Origin of the sequence: Alexandriicola marinus, assembly GCF_004000435.1 — a bacterium.
GTDB classification, from domain to species: Bacteria; Pseudomonadota; Alphaproteobacteria; order Rhodobacterales; family Rhodobacteraceae; genus Alexandriicola; species Alexandriicola marinus.
Genome location: NZ_RBVZ01000005.1, coordinates 96141 through 120414 on the forward strand (window position 1 = coordinate 96141; position 24274 = coordinate 120414).

Sequence of the window (24274 nt, forward strand, 5' to 3'; positions counted from 1 at the left end):
ATTTCGTGACGGCCCTGCCAGTCGAGGCCGGGCTTTCGCTCGTGCTGGGATCGGCGAGCCCGCGCCGTCGCGAACTGCTGGGCCGCATCGGGCTGGTGCCCGATGACACCCGGCCCCCCGATATCGACGAAACCCCCCACAGGGACGAAACGCCCCGCGCCTATGTCGCGCGGATCGCGCGCCAAAAGGCAGGCGCGCTGGACCTGCGCGACGGTGAAGTCGCGCTTTGCGCCGATACGACGGTCGCGCTGGGCCGCCGGATCCTGGGCAAGCCCGAGGATGCCGACGAGGCCCGCGCCTTTCTGCGCGCGCTGTCGGGGCGGCGCCACCGGGTGATCACGTCGGTCGCGGTGCGACGGGGCGACCGGGTCTGGCAGAAACACAGCGAGACCAGCGTCAGCGTCAAGCGCCTCTCGCCGCGCGAGATCGAGGCCTATATCGCCACCGGTGACTGGCAGGGCAAGGCCGGCGGTTACGCGATCCAGGGGCCCGCGGGCGCATTCATTCCGGCGATCAGCGGCGATTACAGCGGTGTCATGGGCCTGCCGCTTTCCGTCACCGTGGGTCTTTTGCAGGCCGCGGGATATCCCGTCTATGGAGAGGCATCATGAAGGGCCGTCGCATCGTTCTGGATCACGTGAAGGGCGCCGAGGCGGCCGCCCTGATGGTCGATGGCAGGCTCGACGATCTTCTGGTCGATGACGTCTCTGCGCCCCGGCCCGGCGCGATCTACCGCGCGATCTGTGACCGGCCCCTCAAGGGGCAGGGCGGCATGATCGTCCGCCTGCCCGAAGGGGGCACGGGCTGGCTGCGCGGCGCCAGGGGGCTGGCCCCCGGTCAGGCCATTCTGGTTCAGGTCACCGGCGTGGCCGAGCCCGGCAAGGCCGTGCCGATGACCGACCGCGTCCTGTTCAAGAGCCGCTATGCCATCGTCACCCCCGGCGCGCCGGGGCTGAACATCAGCCGCCAGATACGCGACGACGACGAGCGGGACAGGCTCCACATCATCGCGCGCGCCGAGATGGAGGGCAGCGAGGCGGGCCTGATCCTGCGGTCGGCCGCCGAAGGCGCAGACGAGGACGAGATCGCCGAGGATATCGCGGCCATGCTGGCCCTGGCCGAAGCCGTCGCGGGCGACGCGTCGGGCGACAGCCCCGAGGCGCTTACCGAAGGGGACGGGCCGCATGCCCTGGCCTGGCGCGAATGGCGCGCGGGCGACGTGGTGACCGAGTCCGGCGGGTTCGAGCGGGAAGGCGTGCTTGACCGGATCGCCGCGCTGGCAAGCCCGGTGCACGAACTGAACCCCGGCACGATGGTGGTGGAGGCCACCCGCGCGCTGGTGGCCGTCGACGTCAACACCGGTGCCGATACCTCGCCGGCCGCCGCGCTCAAGACCAACCTCGCGGCGGCGCGCGAGTTGCCCCGCGCGCTCCGGCTGCGGGGGCTTGGCGGCCAGATCGTCGTGGATTTCGCCTCCATGCCCAAGGGGCAGCGCAAGCAGCTGGAACAGGGCCTGCGCGCGGCGTTCCGGGCCGATTCGATCGAGACCAGCCTTGTGGGCTGGACGGTGATGGGGCTCTATGAGTTGCAACGCAAACGCGAACGGCCCGCGCTGGCCCGGATCATCGAGGAGGTGTGATGTCCTGTCCGATCTGCAGCAAGGAGACCGATCCGAAATACCGCCCGTTCTGTTCGAAACGCTGTGCGGATGTGGATCTGGCCAAATGGCTGAGCGGGTCCTACGCGATCCCGGCGGAACCTGCCGATGAAGACGATCTCGGCTCTGACGACGACATCCCGCCCCGCACCCATTGAGACGGGTCAGGTCGCTCGCAATTCCTCGTAACTTGTCATGATCGCGTCGCGGTAGGCCGGTCGGTCCGCAAGGCGCGCGTAATAGGCCCGTATGGCGGGCGGCGGGTCGCGCGGGATGTCCATGTCGAAATACCGATAGAGTCCGGCGCCGACCGCGATATCGGCCATCGAGAAGGCGTCGCCGTTCAGCCAGTCGCGGTCCTCAAGCCCCGTGGCAAGGATCGTGAGGGCCTCTTCGAGGGACGCGATGTTGCGACGGATCTGGTCGGGTGCGCGCTGTGCAGGGGGCGTGCGCACGACCTGCCAGAAGACACCGATCAGCGCGGGATAGAAGGTGCTGACCCCCCAATCCATCCACTGGTCGCCGACGGGGCCGGGCGCAAGGCGCCCGGTCCGTGCGGCGAGGTGGCGCAGCACCGCATGGCTTTCCCAAAGGACAAGACCGTCGTCTTCCTGCCAGACCGGCACCCGAGCATTGGGGTTGAGGGCGCGAAATGCATCGGTGTCGGTCTGGCCATAGCGGCCACCCGCATCGATGCGCTCGTAATCGAGGCCCAGCTCGGCCAGCGCCCACATCACCTTCTGGACGTTGACCGAACTGGCACGGCCCCAAAGCCTGTCCGTCATTGTGCTGTCCCGTGCCAAGCGCGTCGATTTCCTTGAAGGAAATCGAACCGGAACCTTTGAAAGGTTCCGGTCCCGGTCACTTGATGGCCTGCGGGTTGATCGGCGAGCCTGCCGCGCCGGGGATATGAAGCGGGGGCGCGGAGAAGAAGAATTCGTAGACCCCGTCTTCTGCGCAATCCTCGGCCAGTTCCTTGACGTAGAAGATCTCGCCCATCGAGATGCCGATGGCCGGGATCACCACCCAGTGCCACGGCTGGTTCGCCTCGTCGGTTTCGTTCGGCCGCACCTCGCAGCCCCACGTGTCGGCGCAGATCGCGGCGATATCCTTTTCCTTGATCCAATAGGCCGTCTCGAAGGCAAGGCCCGGCGCGTCGCCGCCCGCATAGCCCGTCCAGTCCCCCTTGGCGAGGCAGCGTTCCTGGTGACCGGTGCGTACGATCACGAAGTCGCCCTTGCGGATTTCGACGCCCTGCGCCTCGGCGCAGCCGTCGAGGTCGGCATTGGTGATCGGATAGCCGTCATCGAGGCTGTCCACGCCCTTCCATCGCGCGATATCCAGCAGGACACCCCGGCCGACCATCTTGTCGCGCACATTCTCGATGCCGAGGTGCTTGGCGCCATTGACCGTCACATCGGTCGCGGGAAAGCCGTTGTACATCTCCTCGTCGAGGAAGATGTGGCACAGCGCGTCCCACTGGGTCGACCCCTGGCAGGGCAGGTTGATCGCGTCGTCGGCATAGCGCAGGTAGGCCTTGCCGTCGCCATCCTGTTCGCCGACCACGGCGTCGGTGCCTGTGGCCAGCATCTGGTGGATCATGTTCCACCGCCCCCCGAACAGGCCCGACTGGATCTTTTCTTTCAGATCGAGGCCGAGGGCGAATGTCTTGCCCTTGCGCACCAGCTTGGCCGCCGCGACGATATCTTCGGGTGAGATATTGTTCAGTGTGCCAATTTGATCATCTGCCCCCCAGCGCCCCTTGTTCGACAGCTTCTTTGCTGTTTCGTAGATATAATCCCTGCCGAATTTCGACATCGCGATTCCCTCCTTGTTGACCCGGCACATCACCGTTATTTATCGACTGAACAATTAGCTGACGCGGCTGTCAACGGGGGAGTGATGAGCGAGAGCAAAACCTTCGAGGTAATCTTCACCGGGACAGGCAAAGCCTCCGGCAAGATGCGCAACGATATCTCGGTTGAATGGCCGATGATGAAGGAGAGTTTCGAACTGGCCACGGACGAGGGGCCGTTCCATGGCGGCGATGGCACGGCACCGCCGCCGCTGGCGCTGTTCACCGCGGCACTGACCGGTTGCCTGATGACGCAGATCCGCGCCTTCTCGAAGCGGCTGAAGATCGAGATCGGCGCGGTCGAGGTTCAGGCCCGGCTGCACTGGAAGGGCGAGCAGGAGGGCAACGACCCCTACGTGACCCATCCCGTCGGTTTCGATCTCGATGTCGATCTCGACAGCCCGGCCTCCGAGGCGGATCAGCGCCGGCTTCTCGAAGCCGCCAAGAAAGGCTGCTTCATCGAGCAGACCCTGTCGCAGGGGCTTCAGGTGGGCCACAGGCTGCGTTTGGACGACAACTGGCACGAGGCCTGATTGCGCGACCAATGGCGCGACGATTGTTCTACGTTTTTTGACCTGATTTTGCAGCTCCCTCCACCTTAAGTCATTGTTTTCAATGAACGGGAGGGGGCTGTATTCCTGTTGAAAAAGGCGCATTGCTGCATATTGATTTTGGGCGTCTTCTTTGCCACGCTTCCCCCAGTATCTGACACAATCAGATCATTGTTCTGGGAGGAATATCATGAAAAATCTCACGAGCCTGTCCCTGCGGGGGGCAGTCTTTGCATCCGTGTCCGGCGTGGCGATGATGGCCGGCGGCACGGCGATGGCGGTCGAACTGGACCTGATGATCTCCGACGTGGATGGCAAGGCCAACATCGTCCAGGAGATGGCCGAGCGCTATCAGGAGGCGAACCCCGACGTCACGATCACGATGAACTCGGTGGGCTATGACGTCATCCGCGAGCAGCTGCCGATCCAGCTGGAGGCCGGCACTGGCCCCGATCTGGCCTTCGTCACCAACTTGGGCGGTCTGAACCCCTATTACGTCGACCTCACACCCTATGTCGATGCCGACGAGTGGGAGGCTCAGTATGGCGCCGTTCTGCCGTGGTATCGCGCGGGCGCACCCGACGGCATCTATGGCTTCCATACCGAGATGACGGTTACCGGTCCCTACGTGAACCTGACCATGTTCGAAGAGGCTGGCGTCGAGATTCCCGCACCGGGCGCGACATGGGAAGACTGGGCCGAAGCCACGCAGATGGTCATGGACGAGACCGGCGCTTATGCGGGCATGGTCATGGACCGCTCCGGCCACCGGATGGCGGGGCCTGCGATGTCCTATGGCGCGGCCTATTTCGACGATGCGGGCAACCTGATCATCGACGACGGCTTCAAGACCTTTGCCCAGCTGATGATCGACTGGCACAATTCGGGCCTGATGCCCGCCGACATCTGGCCGGCTGTTTCCGGCTCCAAGTACGCCAACGGCAACGAGATGTTCTTCAACCAGGATGTGCCGTTCTACATGTCCGGGTCGTGGAACACGGGCAACGTCCAGAACAACGTGGGCGACAATTTCGACTGGGCGGTCGTGCCCGTTCCCTGCGGCCCGGCGGGCTGTGGCGTGATGCCGGGCGGTGCGGGCCTCGTGGCCTTCAAGTCGGATGACGCCGAGAAGGAGGCCGCCGCAGCCGATTTCGTCGCCTGGATGGCCTCCGAAGAGATTGCGCGGGAATGGTATACCCGCACCTTCGCGATCCCGGCGCATGCCGGTCTTCAGGCCGAAGGTCTTGATTATGCAGGTGCCGGCGCTTCCGAAGGCGTGGCCAATGGTCTGAATGCCTTCACCTCGATGGCGGCGGCCGCCGCCGCGCAGACGCCGCAGGCCTATGACCTGCAGGGCAACCCGAACAACTTCGTGATCTTCAACGCCACGACGCAGTATCTGGCCGCCGCGATGAACGGCGAGCTGACGCTCGACGAGGCGATCGAGAAGATCGAGGAAGAGGTCAACACCAACGCCAACAACTAAGGCGTCCGACTGATCGGGGGCGGGGGCCCGCGCGGCCCCCGCCTGTCACGCGCGGCACGTGTCGCGCCTTTTCAAGGACAGGGCACAGATGTCTCTCGCCGGCATTCTGATGAGCCTCATCGGTCTTTTCTGGATCGGGGGCGGTACGATCTGGCTGTTCAGCAAACGCCGGTATCGTCTGAGGCAAATCCCGCAATTCCTCGGCGATCTCGTCGGGTTCCCGGTCGAGCTGGCCCAGAGCATCTGGGGCAGGGGCGGAGTGCCCTATGCGCTCCTGCTGCCCAACATGGCGATCTTCGGACTGTTTACCTTTGCCCCGATGATCCTGAATTTCTACGTCTCGATGACGGGCGGGTCATCGATCGCGCTCTTTGACCGGCCCTGGGTGGGCGGCGCGAATTATGCCGAGATCTTCGATTGCGACGTTTCGATCTTCGAGCCGAAATCCTGTTCCAACGCAGGCTATAATTTCTGGACGGGCATGTTCAACACGCTGTGGTTCGTGGTGATTCAGGTGCCGGTTCTGTGCGTCGCGGCCCTGCTGACGGCATTGGTCGTCAACCGCAACATCAAGGGACGTGGCTTCTGGCGGGCGATGTTCTTCTATCCGGTGATGCTGTCGCCGGTGGTGATCGCCAACATCTGGAACTGGGTGCTGCACCGCAAGGGCGCGCTCAACGAGGCTATCGGCACGACGAGCGAGGCGCTGTCGGCCATGGCGGGCGCCTCGGGGTTCGACATCGTGGTCAGCGTCATCATGGGGGTGATCCTTCTTCTGGTCAGCGAACGCGCCCTGCGCGCAAGCGGGGACGGGCCGTCGCTGGGGTGGACCGGGGTTTTCGGGCTCTTGCTGGCCTTGCTGGTGACATGGGCCAACCCGACCTCGATCGTGGGCCTGCCCGGCAGCTTCTGGCTTGGCTGTGCATTGGGGCTGGCTCTCTACTGGATCGTCGCCACGGGCCAGAGCTTCGCACGCGCCGCGATCATCGGGGCGGGGATCCTCTCGGTCGTGTTGCTCCTGACGATCCAGTTCGACGCGGTCTTCGATTTCGGCCGTTACCGCCCGGTGAACTGGCTTGTCACGCCCAACACCGGCTGGCCGTTCTTCTGGCTCGTCTTCGTCTTCTGCTGGAGCCACATGGGCTTTTACATGCTGATCCTTCTGGCCGGGCTTCAGGCGATCCCGAACGATCTTTACGAAGCCGCCAAGATGGATGCGACCAAGCCGTTCCGCGCCTTCTGGCGGATCACCCTGCCGCTGGTGATGCCGACGCTGACCGTCGTGATCGTGCTCAGCCTGATCCGCAGCTTCCAGATCTTCGACGAGGTCTACCTGCTGACAGGCGGTGGCCCGGGTCGGGAAACCTTCATGGTCGTGCAGAACATCTACGAGGTGGCCTTTACCAACAACAACCCGGCCTATGGGCAGGCCGCGGCGGGATCGGTGCTGATGGCGGTGGTGATCGCCGTCTTCACCTTCTTCCAGCTGTGGATCACCCGGCGCCAGTCGGAATTCTGAGGGAGGTTGAAAGATGTCACGCGTCGCCCGCTTCCTCACCCGCACCGCCGGCAATCCCGACAAGGCCGAACGCTTCGGCATCGGTGATTTCCTGGCCTATGGCTATCTGGTGCTGGGGGTTCTGATCATCCTCGTGCCGGTGTTCTGGACGTTCCTCAGTTCGATCAAGCCCGAACGCGCGGTCGACAGTTTCGACACGCGGCTGATGCCCTATTCCCAGATCACGGCCGAGGTCGAGGGCGAAGGGATCAAGACCGTCTGGCACTACATGGCCGAGGACGGCACCGTCACCGACGTGTTCAAGGCCGGCCCCACGCGCAGCATGACCGAGGTGGCCCCGCTCGATGATCCACAGGCTGTGATCGAGGTCGAACGCACCCGGCTGGAGCCCGCCGAGGAAATCCGGGTTGCCACCGAGAATTACCTCGACCCGCTTCTGAAACGGAACGGGCAGGAGAATTTCACCTTCGACATCTACCTGTTCAACTCCGTCTTCGTGACGGTGGTGGCAACCGCGATCACGCTGATCATCAACGCGATGGCGGCCTTCGCGCTGGCGAAATACCGGTTCATCGGGCGGCTGACCTTCACGATCCTGATCGTGGCGACGCTTCTGATCCCGTCGTCGATCATCCTCGTGTCGCTGTTCTTCGTGGTCTGGTCCTTCGGCATCTTCGGCTCGCTCTGGGGGGTGATCATTCCGGCGGCGGCCACGCCCACGGGCGTGTTCCTGCTGCGGCAATACATGCTGACGATCCCGGACGAACTGCTTGAAGCCGCGCGGATGGATGCGGCCTCCGAATGGCGGATCTTCTGGCGGATCGTGCTGCCCCTGTCGCTGCCTGCGCTGTCGGTGCTGGCGATCCTCAGCGTGATCTGGCGGTGGAACGATTTCCTCTGGCCGCTGATCGTGCTGATCTCGGATCCCACGAAACACACGATCCAGCTGGGGCTTACGCAATTCGCCGGCGAATTCGACACCAATTTCCACTATATCCTCGCCATGACGGTCGTGAGCCTGATCCCGATCACGCTTGTCTTTGTCTGGCTGCAACGCTTCATCACGACGGGTATCGCAACCACGGGGCTGAAATGAGCGGTGGCCGGAAAATGATCCATTTTCCGGACCGGTTTCCGTTCACGGAAACCGCCACCGTCCCGACCGAACGGAACACACAATGACACACGCGCTCGAACTTCGGCAGATCCGCAAATCCTTCGGCCCGGTCGATGTCATCCACGGGGTCGATCTTCAGATCGAGGACGGCGAATTCGTCGTCTTCGTGGGGCCCTCGGGCTGTGGCAAGTCCACGCTCCTGCGCCTGATCGCTGGTCTGGACGACCCGACCTCGGGCGACATCGTCCTGCGGGGCAACAGGGTCAACAGTGTTCCGGCCTCCGAGAGGGGGCTGTCGATGGTGTTCCAGTCCTACGCGCTCTACCCTCACATGTCTGTTCGTCAGAACCTCTCCTTCGGGCTCGAGAACCACCGCATGGAGCGGGCCGAGATCAACCGCCGCGTCGACGATGCCGCGCGCCTGCTTCAGATCGACAAGCTGCTCGACAGGCGCCCGGGCCAGCTGTCCGGCGGCCAGCGTCAGCGCGTGGCCATCGGCCGCGCCATCGTGCGCGAGCCGATCATCTTTCTCTTTGACGAACCGCTCTCGAACCTCGATGCCGAGCTGCGCCTTCAGATGCGGGTCGAGATCTCGAACCTGCATGCCCAGCTGGGCAATACCATGATCTATGTCACCCATGACCAGATCGAGGCCATGACCATGGCCAACCGCATCGTCGTGCTGCGCGGCGGTCGGATCGAACAGGTGGGCCGGCCGCTCGACCTCTACAACCATCCGGCCAACAAGTTCGTCGCGGGCTTTATCGGTGCGCCGCAGATGAATTTTCTCAGATCGACCCTCGAGGGCCGCACTGTCACGCTGGAAAGCGGCATCCGGCGCGACCTGCCGCTGGCCGACAGCCATGCCGCTCAGCCGGCGACGGTCGGTATCCGCCCCGAGACGATCGAAGTCTCTCTCGACGGGCACGGCGACCAGCAGATCGAGGTCGAGAATTTCGAGCAGCTGGGGTCCGTCACCTACATCTACGGCGCCTTTCCCAATGGCGAGAAACTGACCGTGCAGATCGGGCAGCAAATTCCGCTGAACCGTGGCCAGAAGGTCGGCGTGACCTTCCCGACCAAGGCCTTCCACGTCTTCGCGGGCGAGGGTGAGGTGACCCTGCCCATGACGCAATGATGCGGGCTGCCCTGATCGGCCTGGGCATGGTGTCGCGCACCTATGGCGACGCCATTCTCAACAGCCCGCAGGTCTCGCTTTCCCGCGTTCATGCGCGCTCTGCCGAAAGCCGGGCCGCATTTCTCGCCCGGTGGCCCGATCTCGGGGCCCGGGAGGCCGCGAGCGTGACCGAGATCGCCGCCGACCCCGAGGTCGATTTCGCGATCCTGACCACGCCGCCCAATGCCCGGTCCGGGATCGTCGCAGAGCTGGTGCGCGCGGGCAAACCAATCCTGATGGAAAAGCCGGTCGAGCGGACGCTCGCCGCCGCCGAGGAGCTGGTGATGACCTGCGAAGAGGCGGGCGTGCCTCTCGGGATCGTCCTGCAACATCGCGCCCGGCCCATCGTTGCCGACCTGCGCGCCCGAATGAGGGCGCTCGGCCCGCTGCGCATGGCCGAGGTCAACGTGCCGTGGTGGCGCGATCAGGCCTATTACGACGAGCCGGGTCGGGGCAGCTATGCCCGCGATGGTGGCGGCGTCCTGATCAGCCAGGCGATCCATACGCTTGATCTGATGCTGTCGCTGACCGGACCGGTGACCGAAGTTTCTGCGATGGCTGCCACCACCGGTTTCCACCGGATGGAGGCCGAGGATTTCGTCTGCGCGGGCCTGCGCTTTGCAGGCGGCGCGGTGGGTCAGCTTTTCGCGACGACGGCCAGCTTTCCCGGGCGCGGCGAAACGATCACGCTGCATTTCGCAAAGGGCTCCGCCCATCTCGAGGCCGGGGTGCTGCGGATCGACCGCCACGACGGCACCAGCGAAACCGTGGGGCGGGCGGCCAGTTCGGGCGCTGGCGCCGATCCGATGGCCTTCACCTCCGACTGGCACCGGGCCGTGATCGAGGACTTTGCCGACAGCCTGTCCCAGGGCCGGCCGCCTCTCGTGACGGGGCGCGACGCGCTTGGCGTTCACCGCCTGATTGACGCCCTTGAACGATCGGCGCAGGCAGGCGGCACCGTGACACTCTGATATCGCACACAGAATTCCGAAACACTTACTCTCCGGAGGCTTCCGACATGCCCTTCAAACTTGGCGTCCTCGGCATCGATCATGGCCATATCTTCGGCATGTTGTCGAACATGACGGCGCAGGGCTGCACCTGCATGCACTACTGGACCGATGGCCCGGCAGTGACGGAGGCAAAGTTCAACGACGTCTTTCAAGATGTTGAAAAGGTTCAGGATCGCAGGGTGATCCTCGAGGATCCGGATGTCAGGATGGTTCTGATTTCTGCCGTGCCTGCGGACCGTGCGGCCCTGGCCATCGAGGCGATGGAGGCCGGCAAGGACGTGATGGTCGACAAGCCCGGCTGCATCACGCTGGAGGAACTGGAAAAGATCAAGGAGGTTCAGGAGGCTACGGGCCGTATCTGGAGTGTGAACTTCTCTGAACGTTTCGAAGTGCCTGCCGTGACAAGGGCGGAAGAACTGGTCTTTGGCGGCGCCATCGGCCGGGTGATCCAGACCGTCGGCCTCGGTCCTCACAAACAGAACCTCAAGACCCGGCCCGAGTGGTTCTTCCGGCGGGAACGATTTGGCGGCATCCTGTGCGATATCGGATCGCATCAGATCGACCAGTTCCTGCATTTCACTGGCAGCAACGACGCGCAAGTCGTTCATGCGCTTGTGGAAAATACGACGATGCCGGACCATTCCGGCTTTCAGGATTTCGGTGAGATGGTGCTGAAATCCGATCACGGGCATGCCTATGTGCGGGTCGATTGGTTCACGCCCGATGGCCTGCCAACCTGGGGCGATGGGCGGTTGTTCATCCAGGGCACCGAAGGCCATATCGAGCTGCGCAAATACACCGACATCGGCCGGCCTCACAAGACGAACAGCCTGTTCCTCGTGAACGGCGAGGAGAACAGTCTCATCGATTGCGACGCGGCCGGGCTGCCCTATTTTCCGCGGCTTGCCGCGGATGTGCAGGACCGGACCGAAACCGCCGTCTCTCAGGCCCATACATTCAAGACGATGGAACTGGCGATCACGGCCCAGAAAAAGGCGGAAGGCCAATGACATACCGCGTATCCGTGATCGGCGCCGGGATCGGCGCGCAGCATATGGCGGGCTTTGCCGAGGTGCCCGAACATTTTCAGGTGGCATCGATCTGTGACCTGAACCTCGATCGCGCGCGCCCCCTGGCCGAAGAGCACGGCTGTGCCCTGACCGATGATTTCGCGGGTGTCCTGGCCGATCCCGACATCGACATCGTCGATATCTGCCTGCCGCCCCATCTGCATTTCGGAGCCTGCGTCGACGCGTTGCGGGCGGGCAAGAAAGTCATATGCGAGAAACCCTTGGTCACCTCTCTTGAGAAGGCGGATGAACTTGCAAAGGTCGTGAAAGAGACCGGCGGGTTCCTGTCGCCGGTCTTCCAGTACCGCTTTGGCATCGGCGCGGCCCAGCTTCACGCGCTGTTCGACGCGGGCCTTGCCGGCCGCTGCTATGCCGGCACGCTGGAAACCCATTGGGACAGGCCGGCCAGCTATTACGATATCGACTGGCGTGGCACATGGGCGGGCGAATCCGGTGGCGCGCTACTGGGCCATGCGATCCATATCCACGATCTTCTGCCCGCCTTCCTCGGGCCGGTGGCGCGGGTCTTTGCCGATGTGGCGACCCGCGTGAACGAGATCGAAGTCGAGGATTGCGCGGCCCTGTCGCTCAGGATGGACAGCGGCGCGCTGATCACCTCCTCCGTGACGCTGGGCTGCGCCGAGAATATCAGCCGGATGCGGCTCATGTTCGAGGGCTTCACGGTCGAAAGCGATCACGCGCCGTATTCGCTGGCGGCCGGGCCTTGGCGTTTCGTCGCCCGGGCGCCCACGACACAGGCGCAGATCGACGCCGTTCTGGCGGAGGTGGGCGTGGTGCGGACGGGTTATGCGGGCATGTTCACCGCATTGGCCGATGCGCTGGGGGGCCGAGGCGGATGTGAGGTGTCCCTGGAGGATGGGCGACGGTCGCTGGAATTCGTGACGGCCTGCTACCATTCTGCCCGGACGGGCCGGAGCGTCGATCTGCCGCTCGGCGCCGATCACCCGCTTTATGCCAGTTGGGTGCCGTGACGAACACGGCGTTCGGCCCGTGGCGAGGCCTGGCGCCGGTGCGGGCAGATCAGGGGCCGCAGGAGGTGTGCGACGCCTTTGCGCGACATCTCTACGGACCCGTGCCGCCTGCTCCTCGCGGGATATCGATCGAACGCGAGCCATGCGGGCCGGCGGAACGCCTGACGCTGGGCATAGGTGGCGCGACCTTCGATGCGCTGCTGTGGCTTCCGGATCGACGGCGCGGGCCGGTTCCGGTGATTGCGGCGCTCGATTTCCTCGGTCCGCTCGGTGTGCCGGGGGTGCCGTATCCGATCGATGAGGGCGCGATCATCTGCGCGCCGCAGGCCCTGGGCGGCGAGGGCCAGAGACTGGCCGAGCGGATGCGCGGGCGATCGCCCGGGCGCTGGCCCATCGAGGCGATCCACGAGGCGGGGTTCGGCTTGTTGCTCAGCTGCTATGGCTCCTGGGTGCCCGACGATCCGGATGCGTGGCAAAGCCGCGGTCTCGCGCCGCGTCTGGGCAGCGGTTACGCGGCGATATCGCTTTGGGCTTGGGCCCTGATGCGGCTGGTCGATGCGGCGGAAGGCCTTGAAGGCGTGGGGGATGTCGTACTTGCAGGGCATTCGCGGCTGGGCAAGGCGGCGCTTTGGGCGGGGGCGAATGATCCGCGCGTGGCCGGGGTCTTTGCCAATGCGTCGGGCTGTGCCGGCGCGGCGCCCGAGGCGCATCTGGTGGGCGAGACTTTGGCTGACCTGACCCGTCGCTATCCGCATTGGCTGCGCATGGGGGCGGGGTTGCCGGAGGGCCTGGATCAGCATCACCTCTTGGCGGCCATCGCGCCGCGGCTGCTGGTTGTGACGGGGGCGCGTGACGACATTTGGGCCGACCCGGTCGGAAGCTACCGCGCGCTTTGTGCCGCATCGGGGGTAAATGGATGGCCCGACCCGGCCCGGATGTGGTCCGAGGGTGGCGTGGTGCGGCGGGGGGCTATGTGCCACGCGTTGCGGGATGGAGAGCATGACCTGACACCGCAGGATTGGAGCGCGGCGCTTTCCGTTCTGGGCGGGGCGTTTTCTTGAAAAGAAAACGGGTCGAATTCCTTCAAGGAATTCGGTCCCGCTCAGGTGCGGCCGAGGCGCTTGTCTTCTGCGGCAAGGTTCGGGTTGCGGCCTGAGGGAGGGCCATAGCCGCCCCCGCCGGGCGTGCGCACCCGCACGCGGTCGCCGGGACCGAGGGGGATGTCCTGCTCCTTTGACAGGTGCTCCGGCACATGAGACGTGCCGCCCCGGATCACCTCGACCTCGTTTCGGGCGCCATCGGCCCCGCCGAGCGCACCCTGCGGGCCGAAGCGTCCGTGATCCATCACAAAGCTGGCCCGGGCGTTGCCGCGCCGCAGTTCCAACTCGTAGTCGAGGCCCAGGCCCCCGCGATGGGTGCCCGCGCCGCCCGATCCCTCGCGCAGCGCATACCGGTGATAGAGAACGGGAAAGTTCTGCTCCATGATCTCGACCGGGGGCGCCTTCGAGATGCCGATGGTCGAACAGCCGTTCGCGATCCCATCGCCCGAGGCGGACCCGCCGTAGCCGCCACCCGAAAGCTGATACATCACGTAATCGCGCCCCGTTTCGGGGTCGTGTCCGCCAAGGGCAAAGTTGCCCGACGTGCCGGCAGGCGCGGCAGTCACGCGGTCGGGCAGGGCCTCGACAAGAGCTGCGAAGACCGCCTCGGCGATGCGCTGGCTGACCTCGGCGGCGCAGCCCGAGACGGGCCGGGGGTAGTGTGCGTCAAGGAAGGTGCCTGTGGGCCGGATCACCTCCAGCGGGGCGAAGGCGCCCGCGCTGATCGGGACCTCGGGGAAGATGTGACGCATGGCGAGGTAGACCGACGACAGCGTCGTGGCGAGAACCGAATTCATCGGCCCCATGCAGGGCGGGCTCGATCCCGCGAAATCGAACCGCAGATGGCCGGGCGTCTTTTCGATCGTCAGGCGGATCGCGAGCGGTTCGTTGACGACCCCGTCGCTGTCGATCCAGGCGGTTGAGCCATAGATGCCGTCCGCGATCTCGTTGATCAGCGCGCGCATCTGCGCCTCGGCCCGCAGGCGCAACTCGGCGATTGCCGCGCGCACCACGTCATCGCCGTAGCGGTCGAGCAGGACATCAAGACGCGTGGCCCCCACCTCGAGTGCGGCGGCCTGTGCCTTGACGTCGCCGATGCGCTGGTCGGCCACGCGGATGTTGGAACAGATGATCGAATAGATCTCGTCGTCCATCACCCCTTGCTTGAAAAGCCGCACCGGTGGCAGGCGAAGCCCCTCCTGTTCCACAGAAGTGGCGGAGGCGGAAAAGCCGCCGGGCACAGCGCCGCCGGTGTCGGGCCAGTGCCCGGTATTCGACAACCAGCAGAAGATTTCGCCGTCCCGGTAGAACGGCCGGGCAAAGCGCACGTCCATCAGATGCGTGCCACCCAGATAGGGATCGTTGACGATATAGATATCACCGGGCCGCGGGGCCGGGGTCATCCCTTGGGCGATCCGCTCGATCAGGACGCGGGTGGAATATTGCATCGTCCCCACGAAGACGGGCAGTCCGCCCGCGCCCTGCGCGATCAGCGCGCCGTCGGTGGCCGAATATATCCCGTCGGAGCGGTCGTTCGCCTCGGCGATCACGGGAGAGAAGGCGGCGCGCGAAAAGCTCAGGTCCATCTCGTCACAGACCTGCTGCAGCCCGGCCTGGATGACCGACAGCGTGATCGGATCGATCGTCATGGTCCTGCGCCCCCGATGTGGATGAAAAGGTTGTCTTCGGTTGCCGTTTCGGCCCGGTCACCCGGCGGGATCAGGATCGTGGTGTCGAATTGTTCGATCACCGCCGGCCCGTCGATCCGGGCCACCTCTGGCAGGTGGTCGCGCAGATAGACCGGGGTGTCGTGGGCCACGCCGTCAAAGATCACGGGCCGCGTCCGGGCGGGCGTGAGCGATGCGCTTCGACCGGCCGGGTCGATCAGTTTGTCCAGATCGACGGCGCGGCTGATCCCGATGACAGAGCAGTTGAGGTTCACCACCCGCGCCCGGATCGTATCGAGCGCGACGCGGAACCGATCGAAATAGACCGCCTCGAACCGCGCTTGCAGCGTCTCGCGGTCAGGGCAGGGGTCGGTCAGCGGCACGCGGACGACATGGCTTTGGCCGATGAACTGCATATCAACGCTCAGATCGTGGCGGATCTCGGTCACCTCGACCGTTTCATGGCCGAGCGCGGCCTCGCCCGCGGCGATCTGATCGGCAAAGATGGCGTGCAGGTCGTCGATCTCGACCGTGTCGAGCGGCTGGTTCACCGTGCGCACGAAATCATGCCTGAGGTCGGCCACGACGCATCCCAGCGCATTGGTCAGGCCGGGCCGGGCCGGGATCAGGACCCGCGGTACGCCCAATTCGCGGGCAAGGGCGGCCGCGTGCAGCGGACCGGCGCCGCCGAAGGCGAAAAGCGCGAAGTCGCGCGGATCGGCCCCGAGCGACAGGGACACCATGCGGATCGCACCTGCCATCTTGGCATTGGCGACCCGGATCACGGCCTCTGCCGCGGCCTCGGCCGTCAGGCCAAGCGGCGCGCCAAGCGCGCGGGCAAATATCCCTGCCACGTCGGCCCGGCTGACGCCGCCCGCCACGCTGTTGAGCCGCCCCGGATCGAGCCGCCCCAGCAGCAGGTTGGCATCGGAAATCGTGGGCGCCGTGCCGCCCTGGCCATAGCAGATCGGCCCCGGGTCCGCGCCTGCGCTTTCTGGGCCGATCTCCAGAAGCCCCGAGGGCAGAACCTTCGCGATCGAGCCGCCGCCCGCGCCGACCGTGCGCACATCGACCATCGGCACATGGATCGGCATCGCGTATTCGACCTCGATCTCGTTCGACACAGGCGGCGTGCCGTCGCGGATCAGGGCGACATCGGTCGAGGTGCCGCCCATGTCATAGGTCAGAAGGTTGGGCTCTGCGGCGCGGCGGCCGGTATAGGCGGCGGCCATGACGCCAGAGGCCGGCCCTGACATCACGGTCTTCGCCGCCTCCCGCGCCACGAGCCGGGACGAGACCATGCCGCCATTGCCGTTCATCACCAGAACGTCGCCTTGATAGCCCCGGCCCGACAGCTCGTCGCGCAATCGCGCCACGTAGCGCTCGAGCAGGGGCTGGACCGAGGCGTTGACGGCGGCTGTCACCCCGCGTTCGAATTCGCGGCTTTCCGACAGAAGGTCATGGCCCAGCGTGATGTAATCATTGGGCCAGATGTCGCGCAGGATTTCGCCCGCGCGGCGTTCGTGCGCGGGGTTGGCATAAGCATGCAGGAAATGGACGACGACCGCTTCGCATCCCGCCTCGATCAGCGCGCGACCGGCGCGGGCCACCGCATCTTCGTCGAGCGGGGTGACGATCTCGCCCTGCGCATCCATCCGCTCGGGCACCTCGAGGCGCAGGTCGCGGGGGATCACCGGCACGAACCGGCCCGTCATGCCGTAGGCCTGCGGACGGGTCCGGCGGCCCAGTTCCAGCACGTCGCGGAACCCCATCGTGGTGATCAGACCGGTGCGCGACAGCTTGCGTTCAAGGACCGCGTTCGTCGTCGTTGTCGTGCCGTGAACGATCAGGCCCAGCGTCGACAGATCGACGCCCGCATCGTCAAGCGCGGACAGCACGCCAAAGGCCTGATTGTCGAGCGTGGTCGGCGTCTTGGCGATGCGGATCGCGCCGGTCGCGGGGTCGACCATCACCAGATCGGTGAAGGTTCCGCCCACATCGACGCCAACGATTCCGCCGCTTGCCACATCCGCCCCGCAGGATATTGTTTGTATACCAATAGGATCCTGTCGGCGGTGATCCTGTCAACCGACAATGGAGCGAGGGCGATCGGATGATCCGGCTGATGCTGAGCATGATGGCCCTGTCGCTGATCCCGGGCGCGGGCTGGGCCCATACCTCCGAGGGTGGCTTTGTCCTGCTGTTGCCGACCGAGGTCTATCGCGGGGCAGGGGTGGCGGTGGTGACACTGACGGTCCTCGCGGTCTTTGCCCTGCCGCACCGACTGGTGCGGGGCCTGTTCACATGGCGGCCCTTCGCGGGTCTGCGAGGCGAGAACCTTGCCGAGATCACGAGCCTCACGTCGCTGGCACTGATGATCTTTGCGATCTGGATCGGCTTTACCGGGTCGCGCGATCCGTTGTCGAACATCATGCCGCTGAGCTTTTACACGCTGGGCTGGATCGCGCTTGTCAGCCTGTCCGGTGTGCTGGGCAATGTCTGGGGCTGGCTGAACCCGTGGACCGGGCTTTACCGCGTGGCCGGGTCGCCGCGCCCGCTCCTGCGTCTGCCGGCTGATCTGGGGCTTTGGCCGGCGGTCGCGATGCTGGTCGGGTTCGGCGCCTATATCCTGGCCGGTGTCGCCCCCGAGGATCCCGACAGGCTCGCCATGATCGTGGCAATCTACTGGGCGGTGATCATGATGGGGCTGGTTCTGTTCGGACCCGCGTTCCTGCGCAGTTTCGAACTGGGCCATGCGATCATGGCCAGCTATGGCGCGCTGGCTGCGGTGCGGATCGGTGCGCCGGGCGGGATCGGTGGTCCGGGCTGGCGCATCCTCGAGGGGATGCCGCGGGCTGCGGGCCTCTTTGCGCTGACGCTGCTGGCCATGGGGAGTTTCGACGGGCTGAACGAAACATTCTGGTGGTTGGGCCGGATCGGGGTGAACCCGCTGGAGTTTCCCGGCCGATCCGCCGTGATCTTCGAGACGCTGTTCGGCCTCGCGGCCTCGGTTCTGGGGCTATGGGCGGTCTTCGCGGTGACCGTCTGGCTGGGTCTCGCGCTGGCAGGGCAGAGGGCGCATTTTGCACTCGCCTTCGACAGGCTGGCGCTGGGGGTTCTGCCGATCGCGCTGGTTTATCACGCGGCGCATTACCTGACGGCGTTTCTGGTCAATATCCAGTACACGATCGCCGCGATCAGCGACCCGTTCAACCGCGGCGCCGATCTTCTGGGAATCGACCCCTTTCGCGTCACCACCGGATTTTTCAACAATATCGACACGGTTCGCGTGATCTGGCTGACGCAGGCCGTGCTGATCGTGGGCGGGCATGTCTGGTCCATCGTTCTGTCTCACCGGATCGCGCTCGATCTTGCGCCCGGGGGGCGGAGGGCCGGGCTTCTCACCCTGCCGCTCTCGGTCTTCATGATCGCCTATACGTTCCTCGGATTGTGGCTTCTGGCGGCGCCGCGCGGCGCGTGATCGGAGATTTTGCTGGACAGATTGCTTGTACGCAACCGAAACTGGAGTGCACAAAGGCTCGCGCAGAGGCCGCCGCAACCGGGGAGACACAAGATGTCCAAGCTGATCCAGCCCAATCGCAGAACCGTTCTGAAAGGCGCGGCCGCTGGCGGCCTTCTGGCCGCAACCCCGCTGGCCGGGCGTTTCGCGCAGGCGCAGTCCTCCGCGCCGATCCGGATCGGCTTTCAGCAGCACATCACGGGCGTGGGTGCGGCCTATGGCCGGTGGTATGGCCGCACGACTGAGGCCGCCGTCAAGGCAATCAACGATGCGGGCGGGATCAACGGCCGCCCCTTAGAGATCATCGCCGAGGATGACGGGACCGATGCCCGCCGCGGGGCTGAGGTCGTCGAGAAATTCGTCAACCAGCACGATTGCGACGTGGCCTTCGGCACGCTGTTCTCGCATGTGGTGATCGGGTCAGCCCCGGCGGCAGGCGAGCTGAAGATGCCCTATTTCGTGGTTTCCGAAGGCCATCACGTGGCCTCGGGCATGCTGAACCGCTACACGCTTCAGCCCGGGATCACGGATGTCAAAAGCCAGGTTCAGGCCATGGCACCCTTCATCTCGGAGAACCTCGGCAAGAAGGTCACGATGATCTTCCCCGATTTCGCCTTCGGCCACGATCACCGCGATTACTTCACCTCCGCGATCGAGACGGCGGGTGGCGAGGTTCTGGAACATATCGCGATCCCGCCGACCGAGACCTCGTTCACCCGGTATTTCCCGGCGATCCCGCGTGACACCGAAGTGATCTACCACGTGATGGTGGGTCCCGCCGTTCTGACCTTCGTCAAGGAATTGGGCGAGTTCTTCGGCCCCTCCGCGCCGCCCATGTTCGGCTTTATCGACAGCCTCGAGGCCGTCGATCTGAACTCTCCGGGCCTCGAGTTCCTCGAAGGCAGCTATTTCTGGGAGGGCAACCCGCGCTATGCGCAGGCCGACCAGTCGCCCTATGACGCGAATTTCCGTGCCGCCGTCGGCGTCGACGAGAACGGCGCCTCGGTCAGCGATCCGTCGGACGTGTCGACCTATGCCCATATGTTCGGCTGCTGGGAGACGCTCTACATCATCAAGGACGCGATGGAGGCTTCGGGCTATCAGGGCCCCGGGGACCGCGCCGCCCTTGTCGAGGCGGTCGAGGCCATGACCGACATGCCGCATTCCAACGAACACCCGCAGGGGCCGAAGATCTTCAACGGCAGGACGCATCAGGCCTTTGGCGTGCAATACATCACGCAGGTGCAGGACGGGCGTCTGAACCTCGTCCACGAGACGAGCATCGAGGACACCTTCTATCCTGACGAGGTCGATTACACGACCCAGAGCCTGTGACGGTTCGTCGATGACGACGCCCGAAGACAGACTAGCGGCACTCGGGCTCGAGCTGCCGCCCCCGATGATGGCGCCGCCCGGCGTGCGTCTGCCCTTCGCCTTCATCAATGTCAGGGAGGGACGGGCGCTGATATCGGGCCATCCCGGCACGGGCCCGGATGGCAATATCAGCGGCCCCCACGGCGTCGTCGGTCAGGACATGTCGACCAGGGAGGCCATGGACGAGGCCCGGGGCGTCGGGCTGTCGATCCTGTCGAACTTCAAGGCGGAGATCGGGGACTTGTCCCGCGTGACCGGCTGGGTCCGCGTTTTCGGCATGGTGAATTCCGCGCCGGGCTATACCGAGCAGCATGTGGTCCTGAACGGGATGAGCGATCTGATCATCGATGTGTTCGGACCCGAGATCGGGCGTCATGCGCGCTCCGCCATCGGGGTGGCCGGGTTGCCGATGGGCTTGGCCATGGAAATCGAGGGAGAGGTCCTGATCGCGCCCTGACGGGCCGGTTGCGTCACAATCGAACATGGAATTCGGACCTCACCTGATCCTCGCTATCCTCGAAGGAGCGGTTGGCGCAGCGGTTCTGGCGCTGACCGCGCTGGGGCTGAGCCTCGTGTTCGGCATCATGCGGGTGGTCAACGTGGCGCATGGCGAGTTCTTCATGCTTGGGGCCATCGTGGCGTGGTGGGTCGCGACATCCATCGCGGGCCATCCGGCGCTGGGCTTCGTGGCGGCGGCGGTTGTCGCGCCGCTGGTCGCGGGGGGCGTGGCCGTGTTGGGCGACAGGCTGGTTCTCAAACGCGTGCACTATGATCCCGAGGCCACGATCGTAGCCACGATCGGCATCCTCTACATCATTCAGCAGCTTGCGCTGATGACCTATGGCCCCGAGGCGCGGCCGGTCGAGCCGCCGTTCAATTCCCGCATTGCGCTCCCGTGGTTCGAATTCGGCGAGACCGGGTTCGAGATCTATTACCCTTGGGGCTTTGGCACCACGACCTACAAGCTTTTCGTGATCGGGGCGGCCGCGGTGATCCTCGTGGGGTTCTGGCTGTTCCTGTCACGGTCGCGCATCGGGCTTGTCATGCGGGCGACCCAGCTTGACCGGGAAATGGCCACCGCCTTCGGCATCCCGGTCTCGCGGGTCTACAGCCTTGTCTTTGGCCTTGGTGCGGCGCTGGCGGCACTGGCGGCGGTGCTGATCGTGCCGATACAGCAGGCGCATTACCTGATGGGCGGCGATCCGCTTCTGCTCAGTTTCATCGTCGTGATCATCGGCGGGTTGGGCTCGATCCGCGGCACCATAGTGGCGGCCGTGCTGATCGGCCTGTCCGACGGGATCATCTCGGTCTTCTTCTCGCCCACGCTGGCCAAGATCATTGCGACGCTTCTGGTGGCGCTGGTTCTGGTGTTCCGCCCGCAGGGGCTGTTCGGAAAGAAACCGGCATGAAGGTGCTGGGCCTTCACCTTGGACTTCTGGCCCTCCTGGCGGTGCTGGGCATGATCCTGCCGGCCTATCACCAGGGGAACCTGTCGCGGATCATGGTGCTGGCGACCTATGCGGTCGGCTACAACGTCATGTTCGGCTATACCGGGCTTCTCAGCCTCGGGCATGCGATGTTCTTTGGGGCAGGGATGTATGGTCTGGGACTTGCGATGCAGCATGGCGGCGTGGGCGCGGTTCCGGCCTTCGGGATCGGACTTGTCTCTGCTGCAGTGCTATCGGCGGTGGTGGCCGTTCTTGCGCTGCGCACGATCGGGGTGGCCTTCATGATCGTCACGCTGATGTTCAGTCAGGCGGCGTTTCTCAGCGCGCTCTACTTCGGCGAATGGACCCGGGGCGACGAAGGCTTTGTTCTTGCCCAGCAGATCCGGCGGGTGGGCGAGGTGGACCTGTCGAACCCCGTCACCCGCTATTATGCGGCACTCCTGCTGTTTTCGGTCGCGCTTCTGCTGACGATGCGGATGACGCAGGTCCGGTTCGGCCATGTTCTTGTCGCCGTGCGCGAGAACGAGGAACGCACCCGGATGCTGGGCTATTCGGTCTGGTCGCACAAGTTCTGGGCGGTTGTGATCTCGGGCACGATCTCAGGCGCGGCGGGCGCGGCCTATGCGCTCTTGTTCGGCTATGTGGGGGCCAGCTTCGTTTCGGTTCCCTATTCGATCTTTCCGCTGCTTTGGGTTCTTCTGGGTGGGGCGGGCACGACGATAGGGCCCTTCGTGGGCACGCTCTTCATGTTCTACCTGATCGATTATCTCAGCGGGCTGACCACGGCCTACATGCTGGTGGTCGGCATCGTGCTGGTCCTGCTAACGCTGTTCGCGCGGGCCGGGCTGATGGGCGAGATCCGGAAACGGTGGGTGCCATGGCTGCCGTGACGATCCTCGAAACAAAGGGGCTGCACCGCGAATTCGGCGGTCTGACCGCCGTGGATCGCGTTGATTTCACCATGACGCAGGGCGAGGTTCATGCCCTGATCGGCCCCAATGGGGCGGGCAAAAGCACCTTTGTCGGCATGGTCTCGGGCCGGATTTGGGCAAGCGGCGGGCGCGTCATCTTCGACGGGCAGGACATCACGGCACGGCCCGCCCATGCGCGCATCCGGATGGGGATGGCCTATACGTTCCAGATCACCGCGATCTATGCCCGCCTCAGCCTGTTCGAGAATATCGCCCTCGCACTTGGCGAACGTTCGCGACCGCGGGTGCAGGAGGCGCTCGATCATGTGGGCCTGACCGAGCGGATGGACGAGATCGCGGGCGATCTGAGTTACGGGCATCAGCGCCTTCTGGAAATCGCGATGGGCGTGGCGCAGGCACCGCGGCTCCTGATCCTCGACGAGCCGACGCAGGGGCTGGCGGAATCCGAGATCGAGGGTTTCAACGCGCTTATCCGCAGGCTCGCCGGCGAGACCTCGATCCTGCTGATCGAGCACAACATGAATGTCGTCATGGCGCTGGCCGACCGGATCACCGTGCTTGATACGGGCCGCATCCTTGCCACCGGCGCCCCCGACGAGATCCACGCCGATCCCCATGTGCAGGAGGCCTATCTGGGAACCGGATGACGCTCAGGCTTGATGGCATATCGGCCGGTTACGGCCCGGTTCAGGTTCTGTTCGACCTGTCCCTCGAGGCGCGGCCGGGCGAGGTCCTGTGCCTTCTGGGCCGGAACGGCGCGGGCAAGACGACGACGCTCAAGGCGATCATGGGGCTTTTGCCGCTGATGTCGGGCCGGGTCTTGCTGGGGGCGGCGGAGCTGAGCGCGATGCCAGCCCACGAGGTGCCGAAACACGGGATCGGCTATATCCCTCAGGGACGGCGGCTGTTTACCGAACTGACCGTGGCCGAGAATATCGAGGTCGGGCTTCTGGCGCGCGGGCGCGGGGCGGAGACGCGCGAAAAGGTCCTGACGATGTTTCCGCGTCTGCGCGAACGGCTGTCCCAGCGGGCCGAGACATTGTCGGGCGGCGAACAGCAGATGCTGGCCACGGCCCGCGCGCTCTGCCTTGAGCCCGAGGTCCTTTTGCTGGACGAGCCGACCGAGGGGCTTCAGCCCTCGATGATCAGCCTGATCCGCGACACCGTCGACGTGATGCGCGATGCGGGCGTGGCGATCATCCTTGTCGAGCAGCGGATCGAAGCGGTCCTGAACCTTGCGGATCGCGTGGCCTTCATCGAGAACGGTCACGGCCGCGAGGTCGTCGATGTCGAGGTCTTGCGGCGCGACAAGGCGCTCTTGCAGAAATACGTCGGTATCTGATCAGACCAGCCGGGAGAGGAGCGCCTCGAAGATGGCGGCCTCTTCGGGGCTGAGCGGGGCAATGGTGTCCTGCCGCGCGGCCAGCGCACGGGGCAAGGCTGCGTCAAAGGCGCGGCGTCCCTCCGGGGTCAGTTCCACAAGTCGTTTGCGCTGATCCCCGGGGTCGGGCCTCAGCGCGACCAGACCGCGCGCGCCCAGCCGTTCGACCACACCCTTGATCGTGGCCGAATCCATCGCTGTCAGCCGGCCGAGCCGGTTCTGCGAAACCGCGCCATGTTCGTGCAGACGGGCCAGTGTGGCAAACTGGGTCGGCGTGAATTCCTGAACATGGGCCGCGAAGATCGCGACATGCCTCTGGTTGGCGCGGCGCAGGTTATAGCCGACCTGATCGGAAAGCTGATAATCGCGGTCATCATCGGGCGTCTCGGTCATAGCCTTCTCATTGACAGCTTGC

At 65.0% G+C, this 24274-nt stretch carries 24 protein-coding genes; 19 read left to right on the forward strand and 5 right to left on the reverse strand.

Annotation, left to right across the window (positions count from 1 at the left end; all coding sequences use genetic code 11):
• Positions 1 to 5 precede the first annotated feature (5 nt).
• The 3 genes from EP376_RS15665 to EP376_RS15675 are packed head-to-tail and all read left to right on the forward strand — an operon-like array spanning position 6 to position 1815.
• Positions 6 to 611: a Maf family protein gene (locus tag EP376_RS15665; RefSeq protein WP_127656559.1), complete on the forward strand. Its 606-nt coding sequence runs from the start codon at positions 6 to 8 to the stop codon at positions 609 to 611.
• Complete coding sequence (locus EP376_RS15670; protein ID WP_127656560.1) at positions 608 to 1639, forward strand: ribonuclease E/G; 1032 nt, start codon at positions 608 to 610, stop codon at positions 1637 to 1639. Before EP376_RS15665 ends, EP376_RS15670 begins: the two co-directional genes overlap by 4 nt.
• Positions 1639 to 1815: a DNA gyrase inhibitor YacG gene (locus EP376_RS15675; protein WP_127656561.1), complete on the forward strand. Its 177-nt coding sequence runs from the start codon at positions 1639 to 1641 to the stop codon at positions 1813 to 1815. The genes EP376_RS15670 and EP376_RS15675 overlap by 1 nt, the downstream gene beginning before the upstream one ends.
• Before the next feature lie 6 nt (positions 1816 to 1821).
• On the opposite strand, the gene EP376_RS15680 is transcribed toward EP376_RS15675, so the two are convergent.
• Complete coding sequence (locus EP376_RS15680) at positions 1822 to 2442, reverse strand: glutathione S-transferase family protein (protein ID WP_127656562.1); 621 nt, start codon at positions 2440 to 2442, stop codon at positions 1822 to 1824.
• A 76-nt stretch (positions 2443 to 2518) separates the two neighbouring features.
• Positions 2519 to 3475 (reverse strand): cyclase family protein, encoded by a 957-nt coding sequence (locus EP376_RS15685; protein ID WP_127656563.1) that lies wholly within the window; start codon positions 3473 to 3475, stop codon positions 2519 to 2521.
• Between the two features lie 84 nt (positions 3476 to 3559).
• Between EP376_RS15685 and EP376_RS15690 the strand changes: the two genes are divergently transcribed.
• The 9 genes from EP376_RS15690 (at position 3560) to EP376_RS15730 (ending at position 13498) form a co-directional block, all read left to right on the forward strand.
• Positions 3560 to 4045 carry an OsmC family protein gene (locus tag EP376_RS15690; RefSeq protein WP_127656564.1) on the forward strand — a complete coding sequence of 162 codons (486 nt, stop codon included), beginning with the start codon at positions 3560 to 3562 and terminating at the stop codon, positions 4043 to 4045.
• Between the two features lie 208 nt (positions 4046 to 4253).
• Positions 4254 to 5549: an ABC transporter substrate-binding protein gene (locus EP376_RS15695; protein WP_127656565.1), complete on the forward strand. Its 1296-nt coding sequence runs from the start codon at positions 4254 to 4256 to the stop codon at positions 5547 to 5549.
• 88 nt (positions 5550 to 5637) lie between these two features.
• Positions 5638 to 7068 (forward strand): carbohydrate ABC transporter permease, encoded by a 1431-nt coding sequence (locus EP376_RS15700; protein WP_127656566.1) that lies wholly within the window; start codon positions 5638 to 5640, stop codon positions 7066 to 7068.
• Between the two features lie 13 nt (positions 7069 to 7081).
• Complete coding sequence (locus EP376_RS15705) at positions 7082 to 8164, forward strand: carbohydrate ABC transporter permease (RefSeq protein WP_127656567.1); 1083 nt, start codon at positions 7082 to 7084, stop codon at positions 8162 to 8164.
• A gap of 82 nt (positions 8165 to 8246) precedes the next feature.
• Complete coding sequence (locus EP376_RS15710; RefSeq protein WP_127656568.1) at positions 8247 to 9323, forward strand: ABC transporter ATP-binding protein; 1077 nt, start codon at positions 8247 to 8249, stop codon at positions 9321 to 9323.
• Positions 9323 to 10333 carry a Gfo/Idh/MocA family protein gene (locus tag EP376_RS15715; RefSeq protein WP_203330928.1) on the forward strand — a complete coding sequence of 337 codons (1011 nt, stop codon included), beginning with the start codon at positions 9323 to 9325 and terminating at the stop codon, positions 10331 to 10333. The genes EP376_RS15710 and EP376_RS15715 overlap by 1 nt, the downstream gene beginning before the upstream one ends.
• 47 nt (positions 10334 to 10380) lie before the next feature.
• On the forward strand, positions 10381 to 11385 hold the full coding sequence (locus EP376_RS15720) for a Gfo/Idh/MocA family protein (protein ID WP_127656570.1): 1005 nt from the start codon (positions 10381 to 10383) through the stop codon (positions 11383 to 11385).
• Positions 11382 to 12437, forward strand: coding sequence for a Gfo/Idh/MocA family protein (locus EP376_RS15725; RefSeq protein WP_127656571.1), 1056 nt, complete (start codon positions 11382 to 11384; stop codon positions 12435 to 12437). The genes EP376_RS15720 and EP376_RS15725 overlap by 4 nt, the downstream gene beginning before the upstream one ends.
• Positions 12434 to 13498, forward strand: coding sequence for an alpha/beta fold hydrolase (locus EP376_RS15730; protein ID WP_127656572.1), 1065 nt, complete (start codon positions 12434 to 12436; stop codon positions 13496 to 13498). The genes EP376_RS15725 and EP376_RS15730 overlap by 4 nt, the downstream gene beginning before the upstream one ends.
• 41 nt (positions 13499 to 13539) lie before the next feature.
• Here EP376_RS15730 and EP376_RS15735 read toward each other — a convergent pair whose 3' ends face one another.
• Complete coding sequence (locus tag EP376_RS15735; RefSeq protein WP_127656573.1) at positions 13540 to 15186, reverse strand: hydantoinase B/oxoprolinase family protein; 1647 nt, start codon at positions 15184 to 15186, stop codon at positions 13540 to 13542.
• On the reverse strand, positions 15183 to 17231 hold the full coding sequence (locus tag EP376_RS15740; protein ID WP_127656574.1) for a hydantoinase/oxoprolinase family protein: 2049 nt from the start codon (positions 17229 to 17231) through the stop codon (positions 15183 to 15185). Before EP376_RS15740 ends, EP376_RS15735 begins: the two co-directional genes overlap by 4 nt.
• An 86-nt stretch (positions 17232 to 17317) precedes the next feature.
• Here EP376_RS15740 and EP376_RS15745 point away from each other — a divergent pair, with 86 nt between their 5' ends.
• The 7 genes from EP376_RS15745 to EP376_RS15775 all read left to right on the forward strand — a co-directional run bounded on the left by EP376_RS15745 (position 17318) and on the right by EP376_RS15775 (position 23820).
• A complete protein-coding gene (locus EP376_RS15745) occupies positions 17318 to 18685 on the forward strand; it encodes a hypothetical protein (RefSeq protein ID WP_127656575.1) in 1368 nt (455 codons plus the stop codon).
• Positions 18686 to 18778: 93 nt separating this feature from the next.
• A complete protein-coding gene (locus EP376_RS15750; RefSeq protein WP_127656576.1) occupies positions 18779 to 20059 on the forward strand; it encodes an ABC transporter substrate-binding protein in 1281 nt (426 codons plus the stop codon).
• Positions 20060 to 20069: 10 nt separating this feature from the next.
• Entirely contained in the window at positions 20070 to 20555 is a 486-nt protein-coding gene (locus tag EP376_RS15755; protein ID WP_127656577.1) for a RidA family protein, read from the forward strand.
• 25 nt (positions 20556 to 20580) lie between these two features.
• Positions 20581 to 21507 carry a branched-chain amino acid ABC transporter permease gene (locus tag EP376_RS15760; RefSeq protein ID WP_127656578.1) on the forward strand — a complete coding sequence of 309 codons (927 nt, stop codon included), beginning with the start codon at positions 20581 to 20583 and terminating at the stop codon, positions 21505 to 21507.
• Entirely contained in the window at positions 21504 to 22436 is a 933-nt protein-coding gene (locus EP376_RS15765) for a branched-chain amino acid ABC transporter permease (RefSeq protein WP_127656579.1), read from the forward strand. Before EP376_RS15760 ends, EP376_RS15765 begins: the two co-directional genes overlap by 4 nt.
• Positions 22433 to 23125 carry an ABC transporter ATP-binding protein gene (locus EP376_RS15770; protein WP_203330929.1) on the forward strand — a complete coding sequence of 231 codons (693 nt, stop codon included), beginning with the start codon at positions 22433 to 22435 and terminating at the stop codon, positions 23123 to 23125. The genes EP376_RS15765 and EP376_RS15770 overlap by 4 nt, the downstream gene beginning before the upstream one ends.
• On the forward strand, positions 23122 to 23820 hold the full coding sequence (locus EP376_RS15775) for an ABC transporter ATP-binding protein (protein ID WP_127656581.1): 699 nt from the start codon (positions 23122 to 23124) through the stop codon (positions 23818 to 23820). The genes EP376_RS15770 and EP376_RS15775 overlap by 4 nt, the downstream gene beginning before the upstream one ends.
• Here EP376_RS15775 and EP376_RS15780 read toward each other — a convergent pair whose 3' ends face one another.
• Entirely contained in the window at positions 23821 to 24252 is a 432-nt protein-coding gene (locus EP376_RS15780) for a MarR family winged helix-turn-helix transcriptional regulator (RefSeq protein ID WP_127656582.1), read from the reverse strand.
• Positions 24253 to 24274: the final 22 nt, after the last annotated feature.

Coding starts and splice junctions, on each gene's coding strand:
- EP376_RS15670 (WP_127656560.1), top strand. CDS start 608: ATGAAGGGCCGTCGCATCGTTCTGGATCACGTGAAGGGCGCCGAGGCG.
- EP376_RS15675 (WP_127656561.1), top strand. CDS start 1,639: ATGTCCTGTCCGATCTGCAGCAAGGAGACCGATCCGAAATACCGCCCG.
- EP376_RS15680 (WP_127656562.1), bottom strand. CDS start 2,442: ATGACGGACAGGCTTTGGGGCCGTGCCAGTTCGGTCAACGTCCAGAAG.
- EP376_RS15685 (WP_127656563.1), bottom strand. CDS start 3,475: ATGTCGAAATTCGGCAGGGATTATATCTACGAAACAGCAAAGAAGCTG.
- EP376_RS15690 (WP_127656564.1), top strand. CDS start 3,560: ATGAGCGAGAGCAAAACCTTCGAGGTAATCTTCACCGGGACAGGCAAA.
- EP376_RS15695 (WP_127656565.1), top strand. CDS start 4,254: ATGAAAAATCTCACGAGCCTGTCCCTGCGGGGGGCAGTCTTTGCATCC.
- EP376_RS15700 (WP_127656566.1), top strand. CDS start 5,638: ATGTCTCTCGCCGGCATTCTGATGAGCCTCATCGGTCTTTTCTGGATC.
- EP376_RS15705 (WP_127656567.1), top strand. CDS start 7,082: ATGTCACGCGTCGCCCGCTTCCTCACCCGCACCGCCGGCAATCCCGAC.
- EP376_RS15710 (WP_127656568.1), top strand. CDS start 8,247: ATGACACACGCGCTCGAACTTCGGCAGATCCGCAAATCCTTCGGCCCG.
- EP376_RS15715 (WP_203330928.1), top strand. CDS start 9,323: ATGCGGGCTGCCCTGATCGGCCTGGGCATGGTGTCGCGCACCTATGGC.
- EP376_RS15720 (WP_127656570.1), top strand. CDS start 10,381: ATGCCCTTCAAACTTGGCGTCCTCGGCATCGATCATGGCCATATCTTC.
- EP376_RS15725 (WP_127656571.1), top strand. CDS start 11,382: ATGACATACCGCGTATCCGTGATCGGCGCCGGGATCGGCGCGCAGCAT.
- EP376_RS15735 (WP_127656573.1), bottom strand. CDS start 15,186: ATGACGATCGATCCGATCACGCTGTCGGTCATCCAGGCCGGGCTGCAG.
- EP376_RS15745 (WP_127656575.1), top strand. CDS start 17,318: ATGATCCGGCTGATGCTGAGCATGATGGCCCTGTCGCTGATCCCGGGC.
- EP376_RS15750 (WP_127656576.1), top strand. CDS start 18,779: ATGTCCAAGCTGATCCAGCCCAATCGCAGAACCGTTCTGAAAGGCGCG.
- EP376_RS15755 (WP_127656577.1), top strand. CDS start 20,070: ATGACGACGCCCGAAGACAGACTAGCGGCACTCGGGCTCGAGCTGCCG.
- EP376_RS15760 (WP_127656578.1), top strand. CDS start 20,581: ATGGAATTCGGACCTCACCTGATCCTCGCTATCCTCGAAGGAGCGGTT.
- EP376_RS15765 (WP_127656579.1), top strand. CDS start 21,504: ATGAAGGTGCTGGGCCTTCACCTTGGACTTCTGGCCCTCCTGGCGGTG.
- EP376_RS15775 (WP_127656581.1), top strand. CDS start 23,122: ATGACGCTCAGGCTTGATGGCATATCGGCCGGTTACGGCCCGGTTCAG.
- EP376_RS15780 (WP_127656582.1), bottom strand. CDS start 24,252: ATGACCGAGACGCCCGATGATGACCGCGATTATCAGCTTTCCGATCAG.